This is a genomic window from Nakamurella alba, from assembly GCF_009707545.1.
GTDB lineage: Bacteria > Actinomycetota > Actinomycetes > Mycobacteriales > Nakamurellaceae > Nakamurella > Nakamurella alba.
The window spans coordinates 63293-83013 of record NZ_WLYK01000018.1 but is presented as its reverse complement, the minus strand read 5'-3'; the positions used below and the strand labels follow the sequence as shown (position 1 = coordinate 83013).

The following is a 19721-nucleotide window of genomic DNA, read 5'->3' as shown; positions in this document are numbered from 1 at the left end:
GACGCCCTCACCGACCTCTTCGCCCGCCTCGCCGCCGGACACACCATCACCCTCACCGACCTCTACCACTTCCCCGAACTCGCACCCCACACCCGCCACCACACCACCCACAACAGCAGTAGCGACAGCAGCGGCAGCAGCGGCAGCGAGACCGGCAGCGGCGAGAACAACATCACCGCGCACGATGTCACCGACCCGGCCGACACCCCCGAATCCGACAGCGCCGACGGCAGCCCGGCCGACACCACCACCGATGCCACCGACCGAGCCGATACCGATGGCACCGAAAGCGCCGACGGCGGCCCGGCCGGCACCACCGCCGAACACACCGACGACGAGCACACCGAGCCGCCGACCGGGCAACCCGAGACGGGCGGCTCCGGAGCCAACGACTCGTCGATGAACCCCGCCGCCGAGTACGCGTCCGACACTGCCACCGAGCCGGATACCGCCACCGAGCCGGATACCGCCACCGAGCCGGATACCGCCACCGGGTCAGATATCGCGACCGAGTCGGGCGCCGAGGGCGGTCACGCCCCTTCACACGACGAGTCGTGCGGCGGTGAGTCCGCGTACGAAAGCGTCGACTCGACCGGCGATGTCGACGACGACTGCCCTGGCCCCGTGGGAGACGAAGACCCCGCCGACAGCACCGCCACCGACGAGGCACCCGCCACCGAGCCGACCGGCTCCGGAACCGATGCGGACGACAACAGCAGAGACGCTCAGGACGACCGGGCCGACCACACCCGCGGCTCCAGCCTTCTCGACGCGGAGGACATCGATTCCGTCACCGACATCCCCAGCGATCCAGCCGCGCCCGACGCACCCGAATCGGACGACGACGGTGCCGGCGCCGACGAACATGACCGACCCCGCACCGCGGAGGACAGTGAACAGACAGTCGACGGCGAAGCCATGCCCGACGCGTGCGGAACGGACGACAACGGCGCCCACACCGACGAACATGAGCGACCCCGCTCCGCAGACGACAGCGAACAGACGGCCGGCGGCGGAGCCATGCCCGACGTACCCGGACCTGCCTTCGACAGCGACAGCGAACCTGACGACCTGCAGGACCTGATCGACTACCTCAACTCCGATACATCCGGTCCTGGCGACCCGGGATCAGCCGAGAACCCCGAGAACTGCGACAGCGCCACCCGCCCTGACGACATCGGGACCGACGACGCCGGTGACCCCGGTGCCGGGCCGGAGCCTACCCGGCGAGGGTTCCGGATCACCCCGCACGACCCGAACGCCGACCACCACGACACCCAGGTCACCGACATCCACCCAGCAGCCCGACCCGTCCGCGCCGAACACGCCTTCCACACCACCGTCACCATGTCCCTGCACACCCTGCTCGCCCTGGCCCGCAACCCCGGCCTGCTCCACCGGCAAGGACCCATCACCGCCGAACTCGCCCAAGCCATCGCCGAAGCAACCACCACCGTCAGCCTGCTCATCCTCGACGAGCACACCGGCACACCCGTCGGCGCCTCCGACACCCACTACGTCCCCGGCAGCCGACTCCGCCGCAAAATCGAACAACTCAACCCCCACTGCTCCTGGCCCTCCTGCCGCCGCCGCGCCCAAACCTGCGACCTGGACCACGTCACCCCCTACGACCACGACAGCCCCACCCGCGGCGGACAAACCTGCCTGCACAACCTGCGACCCCTGTGCCGGCACCACCACCTGCTCAAAACCCACACCGACTGGACCTACCAAGAGCACGACGACCGCACCGCGACGTTCACCTCACCCCTGGGCCACCGCACCCACCGACCCCCACCCGCGGTCGTCCACCCCGCCGAACACGCCAACGAATGGAACATCGATGACGACCCCGCCCCGTTCTGACAGGCGCGGTGTCCCGAGGGGTCCTCGGCATCCGGGACACTGGTGGGGTGAGTGCGACCCCGGCTGCCGACAGCGAACTCGGGACCGCGGCCCGGCTGCTGCACGAGGCCTTGGCGGAGCGCCGGGAGGCCGTGGCGACGATCGACCCGCGCCTGCTCCCCGACCTCGACCGGTTGCTGACGTTCGTCGACTCCGGGAAGTGGCTGCGCCCACGGTTCCTGTTGGCCGGACACCGCGCGACGGGCCGGGAGCCCGACGAAGCAGTGCTGCGCGCCGCCGGCAGCCTGGAACTGATCCAGGCCTGCGCCCTCCTGCACGACGATGTCATCGACCGTTCGGACACCCGTCGGGGAGATCCCAGCACCCACCGGGCGGTGGCCAAGGAACACGCCGATCACGGATGGTCCGGGGACGCCGACCACTACGGGATCTCGGTGGCCATCCTCCTCGGCGATCTGGCACTGGCCTGGGCGGACGACATCTTCACCGCTGCCGCAGCGGATCTCGACGCGCTCACGGCCACGCTGCCGGTCTGGCGGGACATGCGGACCGAGGTGCTCGCCGGCCAGCTGCTCGATCTGCGTGCCACAGCGGACCTCGCCGACGCCCCGGAGGCGCAGATCGCCGACGCCTCCGCGATCAACCGCTACAAGACCGCCGCCTACACCGTCGAACGCCCCTTGCACCTCGGAGCCGCACTCGCCGGTGCCGGCCACGACACGATCGCTGCCCTCCGCGAGTACGGCGCTGCGATCGGCGTGGCTTTCCAACTGCGCGACGACCTGCTCGGGGTGTTCGGTGATCCGGCGGTCACCGGCAAGCCGGCCGGCGACGACCTGGTGGAGGGCAAGCGCACCGTCCTGCTCGCCCTGGCTCGCGAGCCCCTCACCGGCACACCCGATCTCGACGAACTCGACGCGGGCATCGGCCGCAGCAACCCACCCGGCGGCATCGACCGCCTCCGGGACCTCATCGCCGCGACCGGCGCACCGGAGCGGCTGGAGTCCAGGATCGCGCAGCTCCACGCCGAGGGGCTCGAAGCGCTCCGGCGCACCACCGACGGAGCGCCGGTCGTCGCAACAAGCGCCGCCGCCGATCTCACCGACCTGGCTCGCCGCGCCGTGTTCCGGGAACGTTGAGAAGACACCGCCTGATTACCCAGAGTCAATTCTGTTGACCAACTCTTGACCTGAAGCATGACGAGCTCGATAGAATTCGATCGTTACGGACATATCGCCACGCTTCTGATCACAGAACGTTGCCGACTCTCGGGGTGGATCCATGACTGGACGTCGTTCCCTGCTGCGCCGCGCCGGTAGCGGCATGTTGGCGGTCATGCTGGCAGCCGCCACCATGGTGGTCGTCGCTGCCCCGGCGTCGGCAGTCGCCACCGCCTACGGGAAGACGATCAGCGGTTCCATCGCAGTGTCCGGCGAGCGCGACGTGTACACCTTCGCGGGTGCTGCCGGCGACCGTCTGTCGATCGACGAGATCACCGGGTCCGGCAGCATGCGGATGTCCCTGAAGGCACCGAACGGCCTCCTGGTCTGGGACGAGATCTACTACAGCGACAACTACGTGGATCTCGAGGCGTCGGGCACCTGGACGCTGACTGTCAGCTACGGCACGTACACCTACACCGGCGCTTACTCGTTCGCGATCAACAACGTGAAGAACCCGCAGAGCTTCGCCCGGCCGTACGGTTCGACGATCACCCAGAACGTCCCGTCGATCTTCAAGTCCGGCCCCACGCCGTCGGTCAACGGCGTCTACACCCCGCTGTCCGGCGACTTCGACGGCGACGGCCGCGCCGACATCTTCTACTACGCACCCGGTGCCGTCGGCGAGGCGATGTGGTTCGGTACCGCCACCGGTGCGTTCACCCCCGTTGCGGTGCCCGGCATCTCGGTCAGCGCCAGCTACCGGCCCGTCGTCGGCGACTTCACCGGTGACGGCAAGGACGACATCTTCTGGTACGCCCCCGGCGCCGGCGCCGAGTCGCTCTGGAAGGGCCGGGCCACGATCCGCACAGCCGGGTTCGCGAAGGCGGCCGGTCGGACGGTCAGCGGCACCTACACCCCACTCGCCGGCGACTGGAACGCCGACGGCAACACCGACATCTACTGGTACGGACCGGGAACCGCCAAGGACTTCCTCTGGTACGGCCAGGACAACGGCAGCTTCACCGACGGCCCCACCTTCGTCGTCAGCGGCAACTACGTCCTCACCGCCGTCAATGTCGACGGTGTCCCGGGCGACGACGTCGTCTTCTACTCGCCCAGCACCGGCGCGCTGTACCTGTGGTGGTCCCGCGGCGGCCGTCCGGTCGACAGCAGGAAGGTCTTCGGCTCGCCCGGCAAGAACAAGGTCCCGGTCGGCGGCGACTTCGACGACGACGGGTACGGCGACGTCCTCTTCTACCAGCCGGGTGCCGGCGCGGACGTGCTGCGGCGCGGCACCGCGAACGGTTTCACCAGCGGCCCGGTGGTCACCGTCAACGGCGACTACAAGCCGGTCGCCGGCGATTTCAACGGCGACGGTCACGGCGACATCTTCTGGTATGGCACAGGTACCAAGGCCGATTCCCTGTCCCTGGGCGTCACCCCCGAGCGGGCCGGCGCCGGGAACATCGAACTGCCCGGGGCGTCGGACGAGTACACGTTCGTCGGAAAGGTGGGCGATCGACTGTCGATCGACGAGCTCACCGGCAGTTCGTTGCGCATGACGCTGATCGCGCCGAACGGCGCCCGCGTCTGGAACGACGAGTACTGGGGCGACCGGTACCTCGATCTCACCCAGAACGGCACCTACCGCCTCAGGGTCTCGTACGGTCCGTACGTCTACACCGGCGCCTACAGCTTCAAGCTCAACAACACCGCTACCCCGCAGGCATTCACCGTCAAGTACGGCGACACGGTCGGCACCGGGTATCCCGGGCGGGGGTCCGCCAGCATCGAATTGCCGGGCGGCTCGGACCAGTACAACTTCACCGCCAAGGCCGGCGACCGACTGTCGATCGACGAGCTCACCGGCAGTTCCCTTCGGATGACGCTCACCGCCCCCAACGGCGCAACGATCTGGAACGACGAGTACTGGGGCGACCGCTACGTCGATCTCACCCAGAACGGCACCTACAAGTTCAAGGTGTCCTACGGTCCCTACGCCTACACCGGCACCTACAGCTTCAAGATCAACAACACCGCCGCTCCCCAGGTCTTCACCGCCAAGTACGGCGACACCATCCAGGCGGGCTATCCGGGTGCGGGTGCCGCCAACATCGAACTGCCGGGCAGTGCTGACCAGTACAACTTCGCCGGCAGGAACGGCGACCGACTGTCGATCGACGCCCTCACCGGGAGTTCCCTCCGGGTCACCCTGACCGCCCCCAACGGCGCAACGATCTGGAACGACGAGTACTGGGGCGACCGCTACGTCGATCTCACCCAGAACGGCACCTACAAGCTCAAGATCTCCTACGGTCCCTACGCCTACACCGGCACCTACAGCTTCCAGCTGCTCAAGGCGAACTGAACCCCCGGGGAGCACACTGGTCCCCATGGACCAGCGAGTGAGTTTCGTGACGGTGGCGACGGACGACCTGGAGGCGGCACGACGTTTCTACGGGGCGGGCGGCATCGGGTGGACGCCGCTGATGGACGTGCCGGGCGAGATCCTGTTCTTCCAGATCGCGCCGGGACTGGTGCTCGGCCTGTTCGACACCGAGAAGTTCAAGGCGGACGGGGATCTCGCGCCCACCCCGGCAGGATCCCCCAGCGTGGCCGGCCTCACCCTGTCGCACAACCTCGGCTCCCCCGAGGAGGTCAGCCGGGTCGTCGCCGAGTTGGAGGCGGCCGGCGGCGAGGTGACGGTGCCGCCGACGGAGAGCGATTTCGGCGGGGTGTTCCGCGCCCACGTCCGCGACCCCAACGGGATCATCTGGGAGATCGCGCACATCCCGACCTGGCGGGTCCACCCCGACGGGTCGGTCACCCTGGTCTGACCTCCCGAAGTACAGCTCTAGAACCCGGCCGCCTGCGCACGCCGGTGCACCTCGCGACCGCGGTTCTCGCGCAGCGCGGTGATCGGACGGCCGGGCAGCGACTCGTCCGACTCGAACAGCCAGGTGACGATCTCGGCGTCCGAGTACCCGGCATCGGTGAGCAGGGTGATGGTCCCGGGCAGCCCTTTGACCACGAGCCCCTCGCTGACGAACTCGGCCGGGATGCGCACCACGCCGCCCTCGCGCACGGCGATCAGGCTGCGCTCGCGCACCAGCTGGTGCACCTTCGTCACCACGATCCCGAGGGCCTCGGCGATGTCCGGGACCGGCACCCAGGTGGGCGGGCCGGCGTCGGGAGCGGGAGCAGCAGGTGTCGACACGGCGACCAGCCTGCCACACCGCCGGCGTCGCTGAGCTCAGCTGCGCAGCGGCCCCCGCCGGATCATTTCGAGCAGCCCGGCCGGCTGCGCTGCCTCGCCCTCCCACCGGGACTCGATCCACCAGGTCGCGCCCGCATCGGCCAACGCCTGCAGCCGGGCGCGGGCGGCGTCGGGGTCGTCGTCGGGCAGCTGACCCTCCACCACGATGTCGAACGGCGTGTCCGATTCCCGGTGTTCTGCCATCCAGTCGCGCACCGCGGCCACCGTCTCCGGCCGGGTCGGCTCCATCCCCGCCCCTTGCGCCACCGGCATGATCCCGTCCCAGCGCGCCGCCCGCCGCAGCGACCGCTCCACCGGGTGCACCCCGACCACCCAGATCGGGATCCGCGGCTGCTGCACCGGGCGCGGTCGGAACACCAGATCTTCTGCGGTGTAATGCTTCCCGCGGTAGCTGACGGTCTCCCCTGTCCACGCCTGCTCCAGGATCTCCAGCGTTTCGTCCAGCCGCTCGGCGCGCTCCCGCCGGGTGGTCGCCTCGCCGGACACCCGGGCGAACCCGCCGTCGTCGTTGGCCGCACCCAGCGCCACCGGCAGCACCAGCCGGCCGCCGGAGAGGTGATCGACCGTGATCGCCTCCCGCGCCACCTTCCACGGGCGCCGCCGCGCCAGCGGGAACACCATCGCCCCCAGCACCATCCGGGACGTCCGCTGGGTCAGCGCGCCGAGCAGCGCCCACGGGTCGAAGGTGTCCACCTCGCCGATCGAGATGCCGTCCCAGGTGAAGAACCCGTCCCAGCCCGCGGCCTCCGCCGTCTCCGCCATCTCCAGCACCTGCGCCGTCGATCCGAAGCTGCCCACCACACCGAATTTCATGGCCCGACCGTAGCGAGGCGCACCGACAAGCACCTGACTAGCACCTGCCGGGGCGCACCGCCTCCTAGGATCGGAACCGTGGACACCCCTGCCCCGCACCAGGCATCCGCCCGGCCCGGGCACCTCCTGGAGGGCCGCTACCGGGTCGGCGCGATGATCGCCCGCGGCGGCATGTCCACCGTCTACCGGGGCGTCGACCAGCGGCTGGACCGCCCGGTGGCGATCAAGATCATGGACCCGGCCCACGCCACCGACCCGGCATTCCTGGGGCGCTTCGAGCGCGAGGCACGACTGGCCGCCGGCGTGCACCACCGCGGCGTCGTGCAGGTCTTCGACCAGGGTCGCGAGGGCGAACTCGTCTACCTGGTGATGGAACTCGTCGACGGCGGCACCCTGCGCGAGCTGCTGCGGGAACGCGGTCCGCTGCCGGTGCCGGTGGTGATCGGCATACTGGAGCCGCTGCTCGCCGCGCTCGGCGCCGCCCACGACGCCGGACTGGTGCACCGCGACGTCAAGCCGGAGAACGTGCTGATCAACAGCCGCGGCGAGGTCAAGGTCGCCGACTTCGGCCTGGTCCGCGCGGTCAGCTCGGCCACCTTCGCCACCGGTGACGTCATCCTCGGCACGGTCGCCTACCTGTCCCCCGAGCAGGTCTCGACCGGCGCCAGCGATCCGCGGTCCGACGTCTACGCCGCCGGGATCGTGGCCTGGGAGATGCTCACCGGGCACCCGCCCTACTCCGGCGACAACCCGATCGGCGTGGCCTACCAGCACGTGCACTCCGACGTGCCGCCGGTCGGCGAGATCAACGCGGACGTCCCGGTCGAGCTGGAGGACCTGCTGCTGGCGGCCACCCGCCGCGAGCCGGACGCCCGGCCCCGCGACGCCGGGCAGTTCCTGTCGGCCCTCCGGTCCGTCCGCGCGCACCTGGGCATCGAGCTGCCACGACTGCCGGTGCCGGCGGTGCAGCGGGCCACCGAGCAGCCCGCCGCGGTCGGTCCGGGTGGTACCCGGATGGTGCCGGCGGAGGGGCCGGCCACGGCGCACCTCCCCGACGCGAGCGCCCGGCCCACCGACGCGGTGACCGCGCCGGCGACCCGGCGGCCGACACGGGGCCGCGGATTCCGGCGATGGCTGATCGCGATCATCGTCCTGCTGCTGCTCGGCACCGCCGCGGCCATCGGCGGCTGGTGGCTGGGCAGCGGCCGCTGGGCCACCATGCCGGTCACCGTCGGGCTGGACCGGGTGGACGCCGAGTCGGTGGTCCGGTCCGCCGGCCTGATCCCCGCGGTGCGCACCGCCCCGGACGACGGGGTGCGCAGCGGGCTCGTCGCCACCAGCGACCCGCAGGCCGGCACCCGGCAGCTGCGCGGCAGCGAGGTGAGCCTGGTGGTGTCCACCGGCAGGCCGAAGGTCCCGCAGATCGCGCCCGGCACCAGCGTGGTGGAGGCCTCGGCGGCGATCCGACAGGTCGGTCTGAAGACCGCAGCAGCCGCCCCGGCGGAGTACGACGACACCGTGCCGACCGGCACCGTGCTGCGCACCGACCCGGCCGGCGGCACCCCGCTCGCACTCGGCTCCGGCGTCACGCTCATCCGGTCGGCCGGCCCGCAGCCGGTCGAGATCCCGCCGGTGGCCGACAAATCCGTCGAGGACGCGACCAATGCGCTGCTCGCCGCCGGACTGCAGGTGGGCCCGGAGATCAAGCGGTTCGACACGTACCACGACCCCGGCACGGTGCTCGGCACCGATCCGCCGGCCGGTACCTCGACCGGCCGCGGCGGCACCGCGTCCCTGGTCATCGCCGACTCACTGACCGTGCCGGCCACGTCCGGCCTGGACGAACAGGCCGCCCGGGACCTGCTGACCGGCGAGGGCTTCGAGGTGACCCTCGGCGACGCCGTCTACGACCCGGCGGTGGACGGCGGTCTGGTCTCCGGCACCGCCCCGGCGGTCGGCACCCGGATCGACCCGGCCGCGCCGGCCATCACCCTGCACCTGTCCAACTCGGTGACCGTCCCGGAGGTGACCGGCCGCAGCCTGGACGAGGCGAGCGAGCAGCTGCGGGCCCTCGGCCTGGACGTCACCGTCTCCGCGGTGATCGGCGCCGGCTTCGCCAGCGTCATCGACCAGTCACCGGAGGCCGGGACCAGGGTCGAGCCCGGGCGGCAGATCGCCCTGGGCGTGTTCCCCTGACCCCGGCCCGGACCGGCCGGAACCAGCACAGAACCAGCTCAGTTGCGGAGCATCTCCGCGATCAGGAAGGCCAGCTCCAGCGACTGCTGGGTGTTCAGCCGCGGGTCGCAGGCGGTCTCGTAGCGGGACTCCAGGTCCTCGTCGCTGATCTCCTGCGCGCCGCCGAGGCACTCGGTGACGTCCTCGCCGGTCAGCTCCACGTGCACGCCGCCCGGGTGGGTGCCGAGCTCGCGGTGCACCTCGAAGAAGCCCTGCACCTCGTCCACGATCCGGTCGAAGTGCCGGGTCTTGTAGCCGGTGGACGCCTCGTGGGTGTTGCCGTGCATCGGGTCGCACTGCCAGATGATCCGGTGCCCGGTGGCCTCGACCTTCTCAACGATGGCCGGCAGGGTGTCGCGCACCTTGCCGTTGCCCATGCGGGAGATCAGCGTCAGTCGTCCCGGGGTGTTGTGCGGGTCGAGCCGCTCGACGTACTCCACCGCCATCTCGGGAGTCGTCGACGGGCCGATCTTCAGGCCGATCGGGTTCGCCATGATCTCGGCGAACGCGATGTGCGCGTGGTCGAGCTGGCGGGTGCGCTCGCCGATCCACAGGAAGTGGCCGGACAGGTCGTACAGCTTCGACTCGTCACCGGTCTCGTCCAGCCGCAGCATGGCGCGCTCGTAGTCGAGCAGCAGCGCCTCGTGCGAGGCGAAGATCTCCACCGAGTGCAGGGTGTGCGAGTCGACGCCGCAGGCGGCCATGAACCGCATCGCACGGTCGATCTCGGCCGCCACCCGCTCGTAGCGCTCGCCGGCCCGGGAGGTCCGGACGAACTCCTGGTTCCACTCGTGCACGGAGGCCAGGTCGCCCATGCCGGCGCCGGTGACCGATCGCACCAGGTTCATCGCGGCCGAGGCGTTGGCGTACGCCCGCACCATGCGGCCCGGGTCGGCGACCCGCGCCTCCGGGGTGGTGGACAGCGAGTTGATGATGTCGCCGCGGTAGGACGGCAGGCCCAGCGCGTCGGTGTCGGAGGACCGGGGCTTGGCGTACTGGCCGGCGATCCGGGCCACCTTCACCACCGGCATCGACGAGCCGTAGGTCAGCACGACGGCCATCTGCAGCAGCGTCCGGATGTTGGCCCGGATGTGCGGTTCGGTGTTGGCCGCGAAGGTCTCGGCGCAGTCGCCGCCCTGCAGCAGGAACGCCTCGCCGCGCGCCACCTGCGCCAGTTGGTCGTGCAGCCGGTCGACCTCGCGCGGGACGGTGATCGGCGGCACGGCCTCGAGGACCCGGCGGACCGCGGCGACCTGCGCTCCGTCCGGCCAGTTCGGCTGCTGCGCGGCGGGGAGGGAGAGGGCCGCGTCCAGACGCTCGCGCAGCTGCGCGGGCAGGGGCGGCAGGTCCGGCCATTCCTCGGTGGGGATGTCGACAGTCCAGTTCACGTGATCAGCCTATTTCGTCTCGGGGTGGTGCTCGACCACGGTGCAAACGTCAGCGCGGGGTCGGGTATGCCTGCAGCGTCTTCTCGGCGACCATCCAGCGGTCCCGGCCGAGCCGGGCGTCGGCCAGCGCGTCGTGCCGGTCGCGGCCCGGCTCCGGGATCGGCGGGCAGCCGGCCGCCTCCCAGTGCTGGCGGATCTCCCGGGTCAGCCGCGGGATCTCCCGCGGCAGTGCCGGCATGGCGCCCCACAGCTGGGCGAGCGCCACGTGGTCGTAGGCGCCGTACCAGGCCCACAGCTCGACCGGCAGCTTCGGGGCGAGCAGGAACGCGGCCAGGTCGTCGCGGATCCGTTCGCGGCTGCGCCAGGACCGGTCGGCCGGTCCGGGCAGTTTGTCCAGGACGTGCTTGCGCACCCAGGTCCCGGCCCGGTTCGGGTCGAAAGCGGTGGAGATCGCGTAGAACTCGCGGCCGTCCTCGGCGACCACCCCGATCGAGATCAACTCGATGGTGCGGCCGTCCTCGATGAACTCGCAGTCGTAGAAGTACCGGGCGACCGGCCCGGTGGGAGCGGGCCGGACCACCGGTCAGCCGGCCTTGGTGCCAGGGAGCCGGGTGACGGTGCCGGGGCCGCGGCCCTCCACCAGGGCCGGCTTGCCCTTCGCCGCGTCCAGGTCCGCCTTGACCTTCGCCGCGTAGACGTCGACGTACTCCTGGCCGGACAGCTCCATGATCCGGTACATGACCTCGTCGGTCATCGACCGCTCGACGAACCGGTCACCGGCCATCCCCTCGTAGCGGGAGAAGTCCAGCGGGCGACCGACGATCATCTGGATCCGGCCCGGGCGCCACATCTTCGAACCGATCGGGTTCACCTTGTCGGTGCCGAGCATGATCACCGGCACCACCGGCACCCGCGCCTCGAGGGCCATCCGGGCGAACCCGGTCTTGCCCTTGTACAGCCGGCCGTCCGGCGAGCGGGTGCCCTCGGGATAGACGCCGATGACCTGACCCTTGTTCAGCAGCCGGATACCGGTGTCCAGGGCGTCGCGCGCGGCCGAGGCGCCGCCCCGGTCGATCGGCACCTGGCCGGCCCCGGTGAAGAACCACTTCTTCAACCTGCCCTTGAGACCCTTCTCCGTGAAGTACTCGCTCTTGGCCAGGTACGAGACCTTGCGCGGGAGGTGCAGAGGGGTGAAGAAGGAATCGGCGACGGAGACGTGGTTGCCGACCAGGATGACGCCGCCGGACTCGGGCAAGTTTTCCACTCCGACCACCTTCGTCGGGAAGAACAGCCGCAACACCGGCCCGATCAGCACGAACTTGAAGAGGTAGTAGAGCACTCGACTCCCCGTCCTTCCAGGTCATGTCCGTCCACGGCGGCGGAAGACCACGGCACCGCCCCACACCGTACCCCGACGGGTGTTGCGGTCGACACCTCTGCCGACGCGTCGCACGTGCGAACATGGTGGGGTGAGCGCCGAACGTCCCGCCGATCCGGGTGCCCCGGTGCGCGTCGACGGCGGGCCGACCGGCGTGCTGCTGTGCCACGGTTTCACCGGCAGCCCGCGGTCGCTGCATCTGTGGAGCGCGGCGGCCGTCGACGCCGGGTTCACCGTCCGGGTGCCGCTGCTGCCCGGTCACGGCACCCGCTGGCAGGACATGAACCGCACCACCTTCGACGACTGGCTGGCCGCCGTCACCACCTCGCTGGCCGAGTTGGCCGAACGCTGCGACACCGTGGTGGTCGGCGGGCTGTCGATGGGCGGCACTCTCGCACTGCGGCTGGCCGAGCTGCACCCCGGCACCGTGGACGGCCTGGTGCTGGTCAACCCGTCGGTGATGTCGCTGCGCCGGGAGATGCGGATCCTGCCGCTGCTCAAGCGGGTGCTGCCGTCGGTCGCCGCGATCGGCGACGACATTGCCAAGGAGGGCGTGACCGAGGGCGCCTACCCACGGACCCCGCTGACGGCGCTGGACAGCCTGCGCCGCGGCTGGGCCACGGTCCGCGCCGACCTGTCCGAGGTGCGGGCGCCGTTGCTGCTGCTGCACTCCCGGACGGACAACGTCGTCGAACCGGAGAACTCCGCGATCGTGCTGTCCGGGGTGTCCTCCACCGACGTCACCGAGGTCTGGCTGGAACACAGCCGCCATGTCGCGACGTTGGACCACGACGCGGCGTTGATCACCGCGTCGGCGGTCGACTTCACCCGCCGGATCAGTGGCGTCGCGGTGAGCGGGGTGACGGAGTGACGAGCCCGAACCGGGATCCGCTGGACGGTGCCAGCAACGCCGAGGTCGACGCACGGTTCGCCGAGATCATCGCCGCCTGGGGCCCGCCGCAGGAGCTGCGCAGCTTCCGTGATTCGCAGGTGAACTCGCAGGTGGCCGACTCCCGGACGGTGACCCCGGACGAACTGGACGCCGCTGCCGCGGAAGCGGCGCGCGACCGGCGCGAGGAGCAGGTGAGCGACCGGGAGCGCCGGCGCGAGCTGCGCCGGATGGAGCGGGCCGCCGAGCTCGAGGCCTTCCAGGCCGAGCAGGCCCGACACCAGGCCGAGCTGGACGCCGACACCGAGCACTACGACCCGCCGGAACCACCGCCGATCCCCCGACCGAAGCGGCGCACCGTGCTGTCCGCCCTGCTGATGACCCTGGGGATCGTGATCATGGTGTGGCCGGGACTGCTCTCGGTCGCACCGGAAGTGGTGCTGATCCTCGGGCTCTCGGCGCTGGCCGGTGGTTTCGCCCTCATGATCGCCGGGCTGCGGCACCGGCGGGACGGCTGGGACGACGGCGCCGAGGTCTGACGCCCTACAGCTCGGCGGCCCGCAGCGCGGCGCCGATGATGCCGGCGGATCCGCCGAAGGTGGCGAGCTCCACCCGCGGCTCCGGGCGGTGGGCACCGCCGGTGATCATCGCCCGCATCTCGGCCACGGCCTGCGGCAGGAAGTACTCCGAGGAGCCCACCACGCCACCGCCGATCACGATCACCTCGGGATCGAGCACGTCGGCCGCCATCGCCAGGCCACGGCCCAGCCAGGTGCCGAGGTCGGCCAGGGCACGCAACGCCAGCTGGTCCCCCGCCGACGCGGCCTTGGCCACCATGGCGCCGGTCAGGTCCGCCGGATCACCGATGTCCAACAGCCCCGGCTTGTGGTCGGCCGCGATCATCTCCCGCGCGGTGTCGGCCAGCCCGGTCCCCGAGCAGTAGCGCTCCCAGCAGCCACGCTTCCCGCACGGGCACGGCCGGCCGCCCGGCACCAGCACCAGGTGGCCCAGCTCGGGCGCGACACCGTGGGCGCCGCGGTAGATCTCGCCGTCGACGATCAGCCCGGCGCCGATCCCGGTGCCGATCGCCACCAGCAGCGCGATGGAGGCCGAGCGGGCCGAACCCCGGCGGTACTCCGCCCAGGCGGCGCTGTTCACGTCGTGGTCCATCACCACCGGCATCCCGACCAGGTCCGAGATGCGTTGCGGCACAGGGTCGCCACGCCAGGCCAGGTGCGGCGCGAACATCACCGCGGTGCGGTCGGCGGTGACGAACCCGGCGACCGCGAGGCCGACCGCGCGCACCGGGTGCACCGACGCGAGGTCGAGGATCAGCTCCGCGAAGACCTTCTCGGTCTCCTCGACGGTGTGCGGGGTCGGGGCGTGGCGGGAATCCACGATGCGGCAGTCGGCATCGACCACGGCGGCCCGGACGGAGGTACCGCCGATGTCGAGACCGATGGTGTAAGAGGCGTTCTGGGTGCTCACTCGATGTCGATCCGTTGCAGTCCGGTGGTGGTGGGGTCCTGGGGGGCGGGGGCGGTGGTGGGCCCGGTCCGGGGTGTTCCGGCGGCGTCCAGCAGCCGGCGCAGCGCGCCGACCGCGGTCACCGCGGCGTCCAGCAGGGCGTCGGACACCTCCGGCCGCTCGCCGCGGGCCACCGCCAGCAGGGCGCACCACGGACAGCCGGTGGTGCACGAGGGCCCGTCGCCCGTCCGCCCGCACTCGGGGCACGGCGGCGTGGGCTCGGGAGCGTCGGCCTGCCGGCGCTCCCGGGCCTGGTCCAGCCTGGCCGAGACGGCGTCGAGCAGCAGGCCGGCCTCGGTGGTCAGGCCGGCCACCGGGTGGTGATGCGCGGTCATCGGCCGGCCACCATCTCCGCCACCGGCGCCAGGGCCTCCGGCCACCGCTCGGGATCCGGCACGAAACGCACCACCAGGTCGTCGCCCTCGAAGCGGGCACCGTCGGTCCGGCAGCGCTGCAGCAGCGACGGCAGGGTGAGCCGCCGGCGGTGCGGGCCGACCGTCACCACCAGGTCGTCGCCGGACCGGCCCAGGTGGACCTGACCGCGCTCGGCCAGCGGCAGGGACCAGCGCAGCTCCCAGCCGCCCGGGGCCTCGGTCGTGCGCGGGCCCGGGGCGGTGGCACGGGGTGCGGCGGGATCCTCACCGGCGAAGACCTGTGCGGCCAGCGCTGTCAGGGCCGGTACGCCCACGGGTTCGGCGGCGGCCCACGGCACCCGGTGCTGCGGGAGATCGGCGAAGGACTCGGTGACCTGCTCCAGACCGGCGGCCTGCGACCGCTGCCAGCCGCTGACCAGCTCCCCGTGCGGCCCGTCGGGCAGCACCCGGTTGACCACGATCCCGTCGACCGGGTAGCCGTGCAGGGCCAGCGCGGTCCGCAGCCGCCGCGCTTCCGCGACCACCACCCGCTCCGGGGTGAGCACGATCCGGGTGGCCCCGCGCGCCGCATCGGTCAGCAGGTCGCGCACGGCGGCGAGGTCGCCCAGCAGGTCGGCCAGCGCATCGCGGACCTCACCGGACGGGCCGGACCGGCTGCCGCCGGTGAGCCCGGCCAGGCCCGCGGCCAGTCCGCGCAGCAGCCGGGCCGGGCCGCCGAGCAGCCGGGACCCGTAGAACGCCAGCGTCTCCGGGACGGCGAGCAGCCGGAGCGTCTCACCGGTGGGCGCACAGTCGACGACCACCAGGTCGTGCTCGCCGGAGTCCAGGTGGCGCTTCAGCTCCAGCAGCGCGACCACCTCCTCGGCACCCGGGACGACGGTGAGCTCGTCGGCCTGTACCTCGCCGATCCCCTGTGCCGCAAGGACTCCGACCAGGTATCCGCGGACGGCGGACCAGGCCTGCTCGAACCGGCCCCGCACGTCCACCTGGGCGGCGCACAACCCGGGCACGCCGGGCACCGGGGTCGGGTCCGCCCGCAGCGGCAGGTCCAGCACGTCGGCGGCGGAGTGCGCGGGATCGGTGGACAGCAGCAGCACCCGGTGCCCGTGGCCGGCGGCGGCGACCGCCGTCATGGCCGCGACCGTCGACTTGCCCACACCGCCCTTGCCGGTGTGCAGGACCACCCGGGGCGCCGTCGTGCCCCCCACTCAGGCCTGCTCGACGCGCTTGCGGAGCTCTTTGAGCGCGGTGTCCATGATCGTCCGCTCGGCCTTGCGGCGCAGCACCCCGATCAGCGGCACGGTCAGCTGGACCGACAACGTGTAGGTGACCTCGGTGCGCCCGCCCTGCGGGGCCAGCACGTAGCTGCCGTGCTGCGACTTCTGCATCTGACCGGACACCAGGTCCCAGGAGACCGAGAGCCCGTCCGCCGCCCAGGTGTACTCGAGCTCGTAGGTGTCCTTGATCATTCCGGCGTCCAGCCCGAACTTCACCCGGCGGGCCCGGCCGTCGCTGCCGGGCTCGGTGATCTCCACCTGCTTCACCGCCCCGGTCCAGTCGGGGTAGGCCGGGAAGTCGGCGATGGTGGCCATGATGTCCGCGGGTGCCGCGTCCATCGTCAGCGACTGGGTGGAGGAGTCGGCCATGTCCGGAAGGTTAGTCGCTCCGGCTCAGACCTCCAGCACGAAAGGCACCGGGAAGCGCTGGAAGTGACCGACGTTGACGCACTCGGTGCGGCCCACCCGCAGCCGCCGGGCCAGCGGCTGGTGCACGTGCCCGAAGAGCGCCCACCTCGGATGGTGCTCGTCGATGTACTCGCGCAGGCCAGGGCCGAACATCTCCATCCGGGCCGGCACCACGTCGTACCGCAACGACGGGATCTGCGGCGGCACGTGCGAGCACAGCACGTCCACCGGGCCCAGGTCGCGCACCGTCGCCAGGTACTCGTCCCCGGGCCGGACCAGCGGCTGCCAGACCGGATCCGGGGCACGGACCGGGATGCCGGTCCGGGTCGACCCGCCGGCCACGAAGCCCAGGTCCAGGCCGCCGACGGAGACCACCGCACCGTCCAGGTAGGGCAGCCGGTCGCCGGCGATCTCGTTCCACACCGCCGCCACGTCGACGTTGCCCAGGGTCAGCAATGTGTCCGGCCCGACGGCCTCCAGCACCTGCTGGTAGCGGACGGCCACCACCTCGCTGAGCACCGACACCGGGTCGCTGACGGTGGCCCACAGCGAGCGGTTGTAGTCACGCAGGCCGAGGAAGTCGCCGGAACTGCGGAGCCGGGCGAACGGCCGGACCCGGTCCGCCCCGAACACCTGGCCCAGGATGCCGTTGCCGTGGTCGTGGTAGTCGACGTAGTCCAGCAGGTCCCCCAGCACGACCAGCTGCTCGGCCTGCGCCGCGACCCTGGCCAGGGCCTCGATGTTCCCGTGGATGTCGGACACGAAGCTGATCCGCACCCGGCCACGGTAACCGGCGGCGTGCGGCGGGCTGTCAGCGGGACAGCAGGTCGGCCAGCCGCTCCGCGGAACGGTCCCAGGTCCAGTCCTGCCGGACCCAGCGCCGGCCGGCCTCGCCGTAGCGGGCGCGCAGCGCCGGGTCGTTGAGCAGTTCGACGACGGCAGCGGCGACGGCGTCGGCGTCCCGGCCGTCGACCACGGTGCCGGTGCGGCCGTCCTGCACCGCCTCCGGTGCGCCGCCGGAGTCACCGGCGATCACCGGCAGACCGACCGCGGCGGCCTCCAGGAACACGATGCCCAGACCCTCGACGTCGAGCCCGCCTCCCCTGGTTCGGCAGGGCATCGCGAAGACGTCGGCCGCCGCGTAGTGCGCGGCGAGCTCGCCGTCCGGAGCGCGGCCGGTCATCCGGATCGACCCGGCGACCGGTGAGTCCGCGGCGAGCCGGTGCAGTCGGGCGGCGTCGGAGCCGTCGCCGACGATCAGCAGCACCGCGTCCGGGTGCCGGGCCACCACCTGCGGCCAGCTGCGGATCAGCATGTCCTGGCCCTTGCGGGCGACCAACCGGGAGATGCAGGAGACCACCGGCCTATCGCCGAGGCCGAGCCGCCCGCGGACGTCCGCGCGGCCGGCCGGGTCCGGCCGGAAGTCCGGCGAGACCCCGGGCGGCAGGTATTCCAGCCGTGCCATCGGGCCGAGGGCGGCGGCGATCCGGCCGCGGGCGTACCGGCTGACGAAGGTGATCACGTCGACGGTGCCGCCGATCCGGCACAGCGCCTGCCGGGATCCCGGCAGCATCGACCAGCCCACCTCGTGCCCGTGGGTGCTGGCCACCGCGCGCCGGACACCGGCCCGGCGCAGCGCCGGGGTGAGCAGGGCCAGCGGCGCGGCGGCGCCGAACCAGACGGCGTCCAGCCGGTGCTCCTGCACGAGGGCCCGGGCCCGGCGCGCCACGGTCGGTACCGGCAGCATCAGCGAGGTGGGGTGCCGGACCACCCGAAACGGCTGCGCGGCGTCGAACTCCGCGGCGCCGTCCCAGGCCGGCGCGTAGACGACCAGGTCGTCGGCGGGCAACCGCACGGCGAGTGCGTGCACGTAGGACTGGATGCCGCCGGTGCGCGGCGGGAAGTCGTTGGTGACGAGCAGGGTGCGACGCACGGCCGCACCCCCTCTGCACTCTGCTCTAGCCGCGCGGCACCCGGTGGCCGGTGGCGTTCGGGCCGCCCTTCTCGACGGGCACGTAGATGATGCCCAGCGATTCGTCGGCCGCGCTGACCACCATGCCGTACCCGACGTAGATCGCGACGTGCGACACGGGCGAGTAGTAGGTGACGAGGTCGCCCGGTTGCAGCTGGTCCAGCGGGACCTCCGGGTAGTTGGCCTGCTCGTAGCTGACGCGGGGGATGTCGATGCCGGCGGTCGCCCACGCCCACTTGGTCAGGCCGGAGCAGTCGTAGGACTCGGGACCGTCGCAGGCGTAGCAGTAGCCGCCGCCGATCTTGGTGATCGCCGCGGCCGCGGCCTTCTGGCCGGCGGCGTCGCCGACCGGCTCCACGCTGGCGATGCCGGCGGCGGCCTGCGAGGCCTGGGCCATGCTCAGCATGGCGGCCTGCTCCACCGCGGACAGCCGGTTGTACAAGGTCCGGTACTTCGCGGCGGCGGCGTCCAGCGAGGTCTTGCGGGTGGCGGCGGTCGCGGCGGCGGCGTCCGCCTCCTTCTTCGCGGTCGCCGCAGTCTCGCTCGCGGTGGCGGCGCTCTGCTGGGCGGACACGGCGGCGACGGAGGCCTGCGCGGCCTTCTGCTTCGCGGCCAGCGCGGTCTGCATCACGGTGCGGTTGTCGGCGGCGACCTGCTCGAGGGAGGTGGCCTGCTCCAGGAAGTCGTCGGCGTTGTCCGCGGTGAGGATCAACGACATGGTGCCGGTGCTGGCGCCGCGGAAGCTGGCGCTGGCGAACTGGTCGAGCTGCGTCTGGTAGTCGACGACCGCGGCGGCGGCGGAGGCGGCATCGGCCTTGGCGGTGGCCGCGGCGGCGGTGGCCGTGGTCAGCGCGGTGGCGGCAGCGGTGGCGGTGGCGTCGGCGCGCTTCTGCTCCTCGCGGGCACCGTTGAGCGCCTCGGACGCGATCTCCGCCTGGCGGGACGCGACCTCCCAGGCCTGCTGCGCCTCCGAGGAGTTGGTGGGCTCCGCGGAGTTGGTGGGCTCGTCGGTCACCGGCACGGCGGAGGCCGCGGGTGCGGCGAGGGCGCCCAGCACGGACAGCAGTGCGATCGCGGCGGCGGTGCGCAGTGCTCCGGTGCGGGGATGGTGCTGGCGGACCTTGCGGCCTGGCGTCGCCACAGACGAAGTGCCT

The 19721-nt window shown here is 71.9% G+C and carries 18 protein-coding genes and 1 pseudogene; 7 read left to right on the top strand and 12 right to left on the bottom strand.

Annotated features, from left to right (window positions below):
• The 4 genes and pseudogenes from GIS00_RS27070 to GIS00_RS25935 form a co-directional block, all read left to right on the top strand.
• Positions 1 to 1866, top strand: a pseudogene (locus GIS00_RS27070) (hypothetical protein); the annotation flags it as partial.
• A gap of 47 nt (positions 1867 to 1913) precedes the next feature.
• On the top strand, positions 1914 to 3005 hold the full coding sequence (locus tag GIS00_RS25945) for a polyprenyl synthetase family protein (RefSeq protein WP_322098467.1): 1092 nt from the start codon (positions 1914 to 1916) through the stop codon (positions 3003 to 3005).
• 142 nt (positions 3006 to 3147) lie between these two features.
• The gene (locus GIS00_RS25940) at positions 3148 to 5397 is read left to right on the top strand and encodes an FG-GAP repeat domain-containing protein (protein WP_154771353.1); all 2250 of its coding nucleotides are present in this window, start codon (positions 3148 to 3150) and stop codon (positions 5395 to 5397) included.
• 25 nt (positions 5398 to 5422) lie between these two features.
• Positions 5423 to 5866 (top strand): VOC family protein, encoded by a 444-nt coding sequence (locus tag GIS00_RS25935; protein ID WP_154771352.1) that lies wholly within the window; start codon positions 5423 to 5425, stop codon positions 5864 to 5866.
• 17 nt (positions 5867 to 5883) lie between these two features.
• Here the strand turns inward: GIS00_RS25935 and GIS00_RS29220 are convergent, their stop codons facing one another.
• Together GIS00_RS29220 and GIS00_RS25925 are read right to left on the bottom strand one after the other, a co-directional pair.
• Complete coding sequence (locus GIS00_RS29220; protein WP_322098466.1) at positions 5884 to 6246, bottom strand: Rv2175c family DNA-binding protein; 363 nt, start codon at positions 6244 to 6246, stop codon at positions 5884 to 5886.
• A 36-nt stretch (positions 6247 to 6282) separates the two neighbouring features.
• Complete coding sequence (locus GIS00_RS25925) at positions 6283 to 7119, bottom strand: LLM class flavin-dependent oxidoreductase (RefSeq protein WP_154771350.1); 837 nt, start codon at positions 7117 to 7119, stop codon at positions 6283 to 6285.
• A 78-nt stretch (positions 7120 to 7197) separates the two neighbouring features.
• Between GIS00_RS25925 and pknB the strand changes: the two genes are divergently transcribed.
• Complete coding sequence (gene pknB / locus GIS00_RS25920) at positions 7198 to 9315, top strand: Stk1 family PASTA domain-containing Ser/Thr kinase (RefSeq protein WP_154771349.1); 2118 nt, start codon at positions 7198 to 7200, stop codon at positions 9313 to 9315.
• A 38-nt stretch (positions 9316 to 9353) separates the two neighbouring features.
• Here the strand turns inward: pknB and GIS00_RS25915 are convergent, their stop codons facing one another.
• From GIS00_RS25915 to GIS00_RS25905, 3 genes are read right to left on the bottom strand one after another with little or no spacing between them, the layout of a single operon-like run.
• A complete protein-coding gene (locus GIS00_RS25915) occupies positions 9354 to 10742 on the bottom strand; it encodes a class II 3-deoxy-7-phosphoheptulonate synthase (RefSeq protein WP_322098465.1) in 1389 nt (462 codons plus the stop codon).
• A 49-nt stretch (positions 10743 to 10791) separates the two neighbouring features.
• Complete coding sequence (locus tag GIS00_RS25910) at positions 10792 to 11322, bottom strand: polyadenylate-specific 3'-exoribonuclease AS (RefSeq protein WP_322098464.1); 531 nt, start codon at positions 11320 to 11322, stop codon at positions 10792 to 10794.
• Between the two features lie 3 nt (positions 11323 to 11325).
• Complete coding sequence (locus tag GIS00_RS25905) at positions 11326 to 12081, bottom strand: lysophospholipid acyltransferase family protein (protein ID WP_322098463.1); 756 nt, start codon at positions 12079 to 12081, stop codon at positions 11326 to 11328.
• Positions 12082 to 12211: 130 nt separating this feature from the next.
• Between GIS00_RS25905 and GIS00_RS25900 the strand changes: the two genes are divergently transcribed.
• Together GIS00_RS25900 and GIS00_RS25895 are read left to right on the top strand one after the other, a co-directional pair.
• Positions 12212 to 12991 (top strand): alpha/beta hydrolase, encoded by a 780-nt coding sequence (locus GIS00_RS25900; RefSeq protein WP_322098462.1) that lies wholly within the window; start codon positions 12212 to 12214, stop codon positions 12989 to 12991.
• Complete coding sequence (locus tag GIS00_RS25895) at positions 12988 to 13548, top strand: DUF308 domain-containing protein (protein WP_154771348.1); 561 nt, start codon at positions 12988 to 12990, stop codon at positions 13546 to 13548. The genes GIS00_RS25900 and GIS00_RS25895 overlap by 4 nt, the downstream gene beginning before the upstream one ends.
• Before the next feature lie 4 nt (positions 13549 to 13552).
• Here the strand turns inward: GIS00_RS25895 and GIS00_RS25890 are convergent, their stop codons facing one another.
• The 7 genes from GIS00_RS25890 to GIS00_RS29215 are packed head-to-tail and all read right to left on the bottom strand — an operon-like array spanning position 13553 to position 19708.
• Positions 13553 to 14497 (bottom strand): ROK family protein, encoded by a 945-nt coding sequence (locus tag GIS00_RS25890; RefSeq protein ID WP_322098461.1) that lies wholly within the window; start codon positions 14495 to 14497, stop codon positions 13553 to 13555.
• Positions 14494 to 14871 carry a hypothetical protein gene (locus GIS00_RS28160; RefSeq protein ID WP_230314165.1) on the bottom strand — a complete coding sequence of 126 codons (378 nt, stop codon included), beginning with the start codon at positions 14869 to 14871 and terminating at the stop codon, positions 14494 to 14496. The genes GIS00_RS25890 and GIS00_RS28160 overlap by 4 nt, the downstream gene beginning before the upstream one ends.
• A complete protein-coding gene (locus GIS00_RS25885; protein WP_322098460.1) occupies positions 14868 to 16118 on the bottom strand; it encodes an ArsA family ATPase in 1251 nt (416 codons plus the stop codon). Before GIS00_RS25885 ends, GIS00_RS28160 begins: the two co-directional genes overlap by 4 nt.
• Complete coding sequence (locus GIS00_RS25880) at positions 16119 to 16556, bottom strand: SRPBCC family protein (protein ID WP_154771347.1); 438 nt, start codon at positions 16554 to 16556, stop codon at positions 16119 to 16121.
• Between the two features lie 24 nt (positions 16557 to 16580).
• The gene (locus GIS00_RS25875) at positions 16581 to 17372 is read right to left on the bottom strand and encodes a metallophosphoesterase family protein (protein ID WP_322098459.1); all 792 of its coding nucleotides are present in this window, start codon (positions 17370 to 17372) and stop codon (positions 16581 to 16583) included.
• Between the two features lie 34 nt (positions 17373 to 17406).
• The gene (locus GIS00_RS25870) at positions 17407 to 18528 is read right to left on the bottom strand and encodes a glycosyltransferase family 4 protein (protein WP_322098458.1); all 1122 of its coding nucleotides are present in this window, start codon (positions 18526 to 18528) and stop codon (positions 17407 to 17409) included.
• Positions 18529 to 18553: 25 nt separating this feature from the next.
• Positions 18554 to 19708, bottom strand: a complete 1155-nt coding sequence (locus GIS00_RS29215) for a C40 family peptidase (RefSeq protein ID WP_196073474.1) — start codon at positions 19706 to 19708, stop codon at positions 18554 to 18556.
• Between the last annotated feature and the right edge of the window lie 13 nt (positions 19709 to 19721).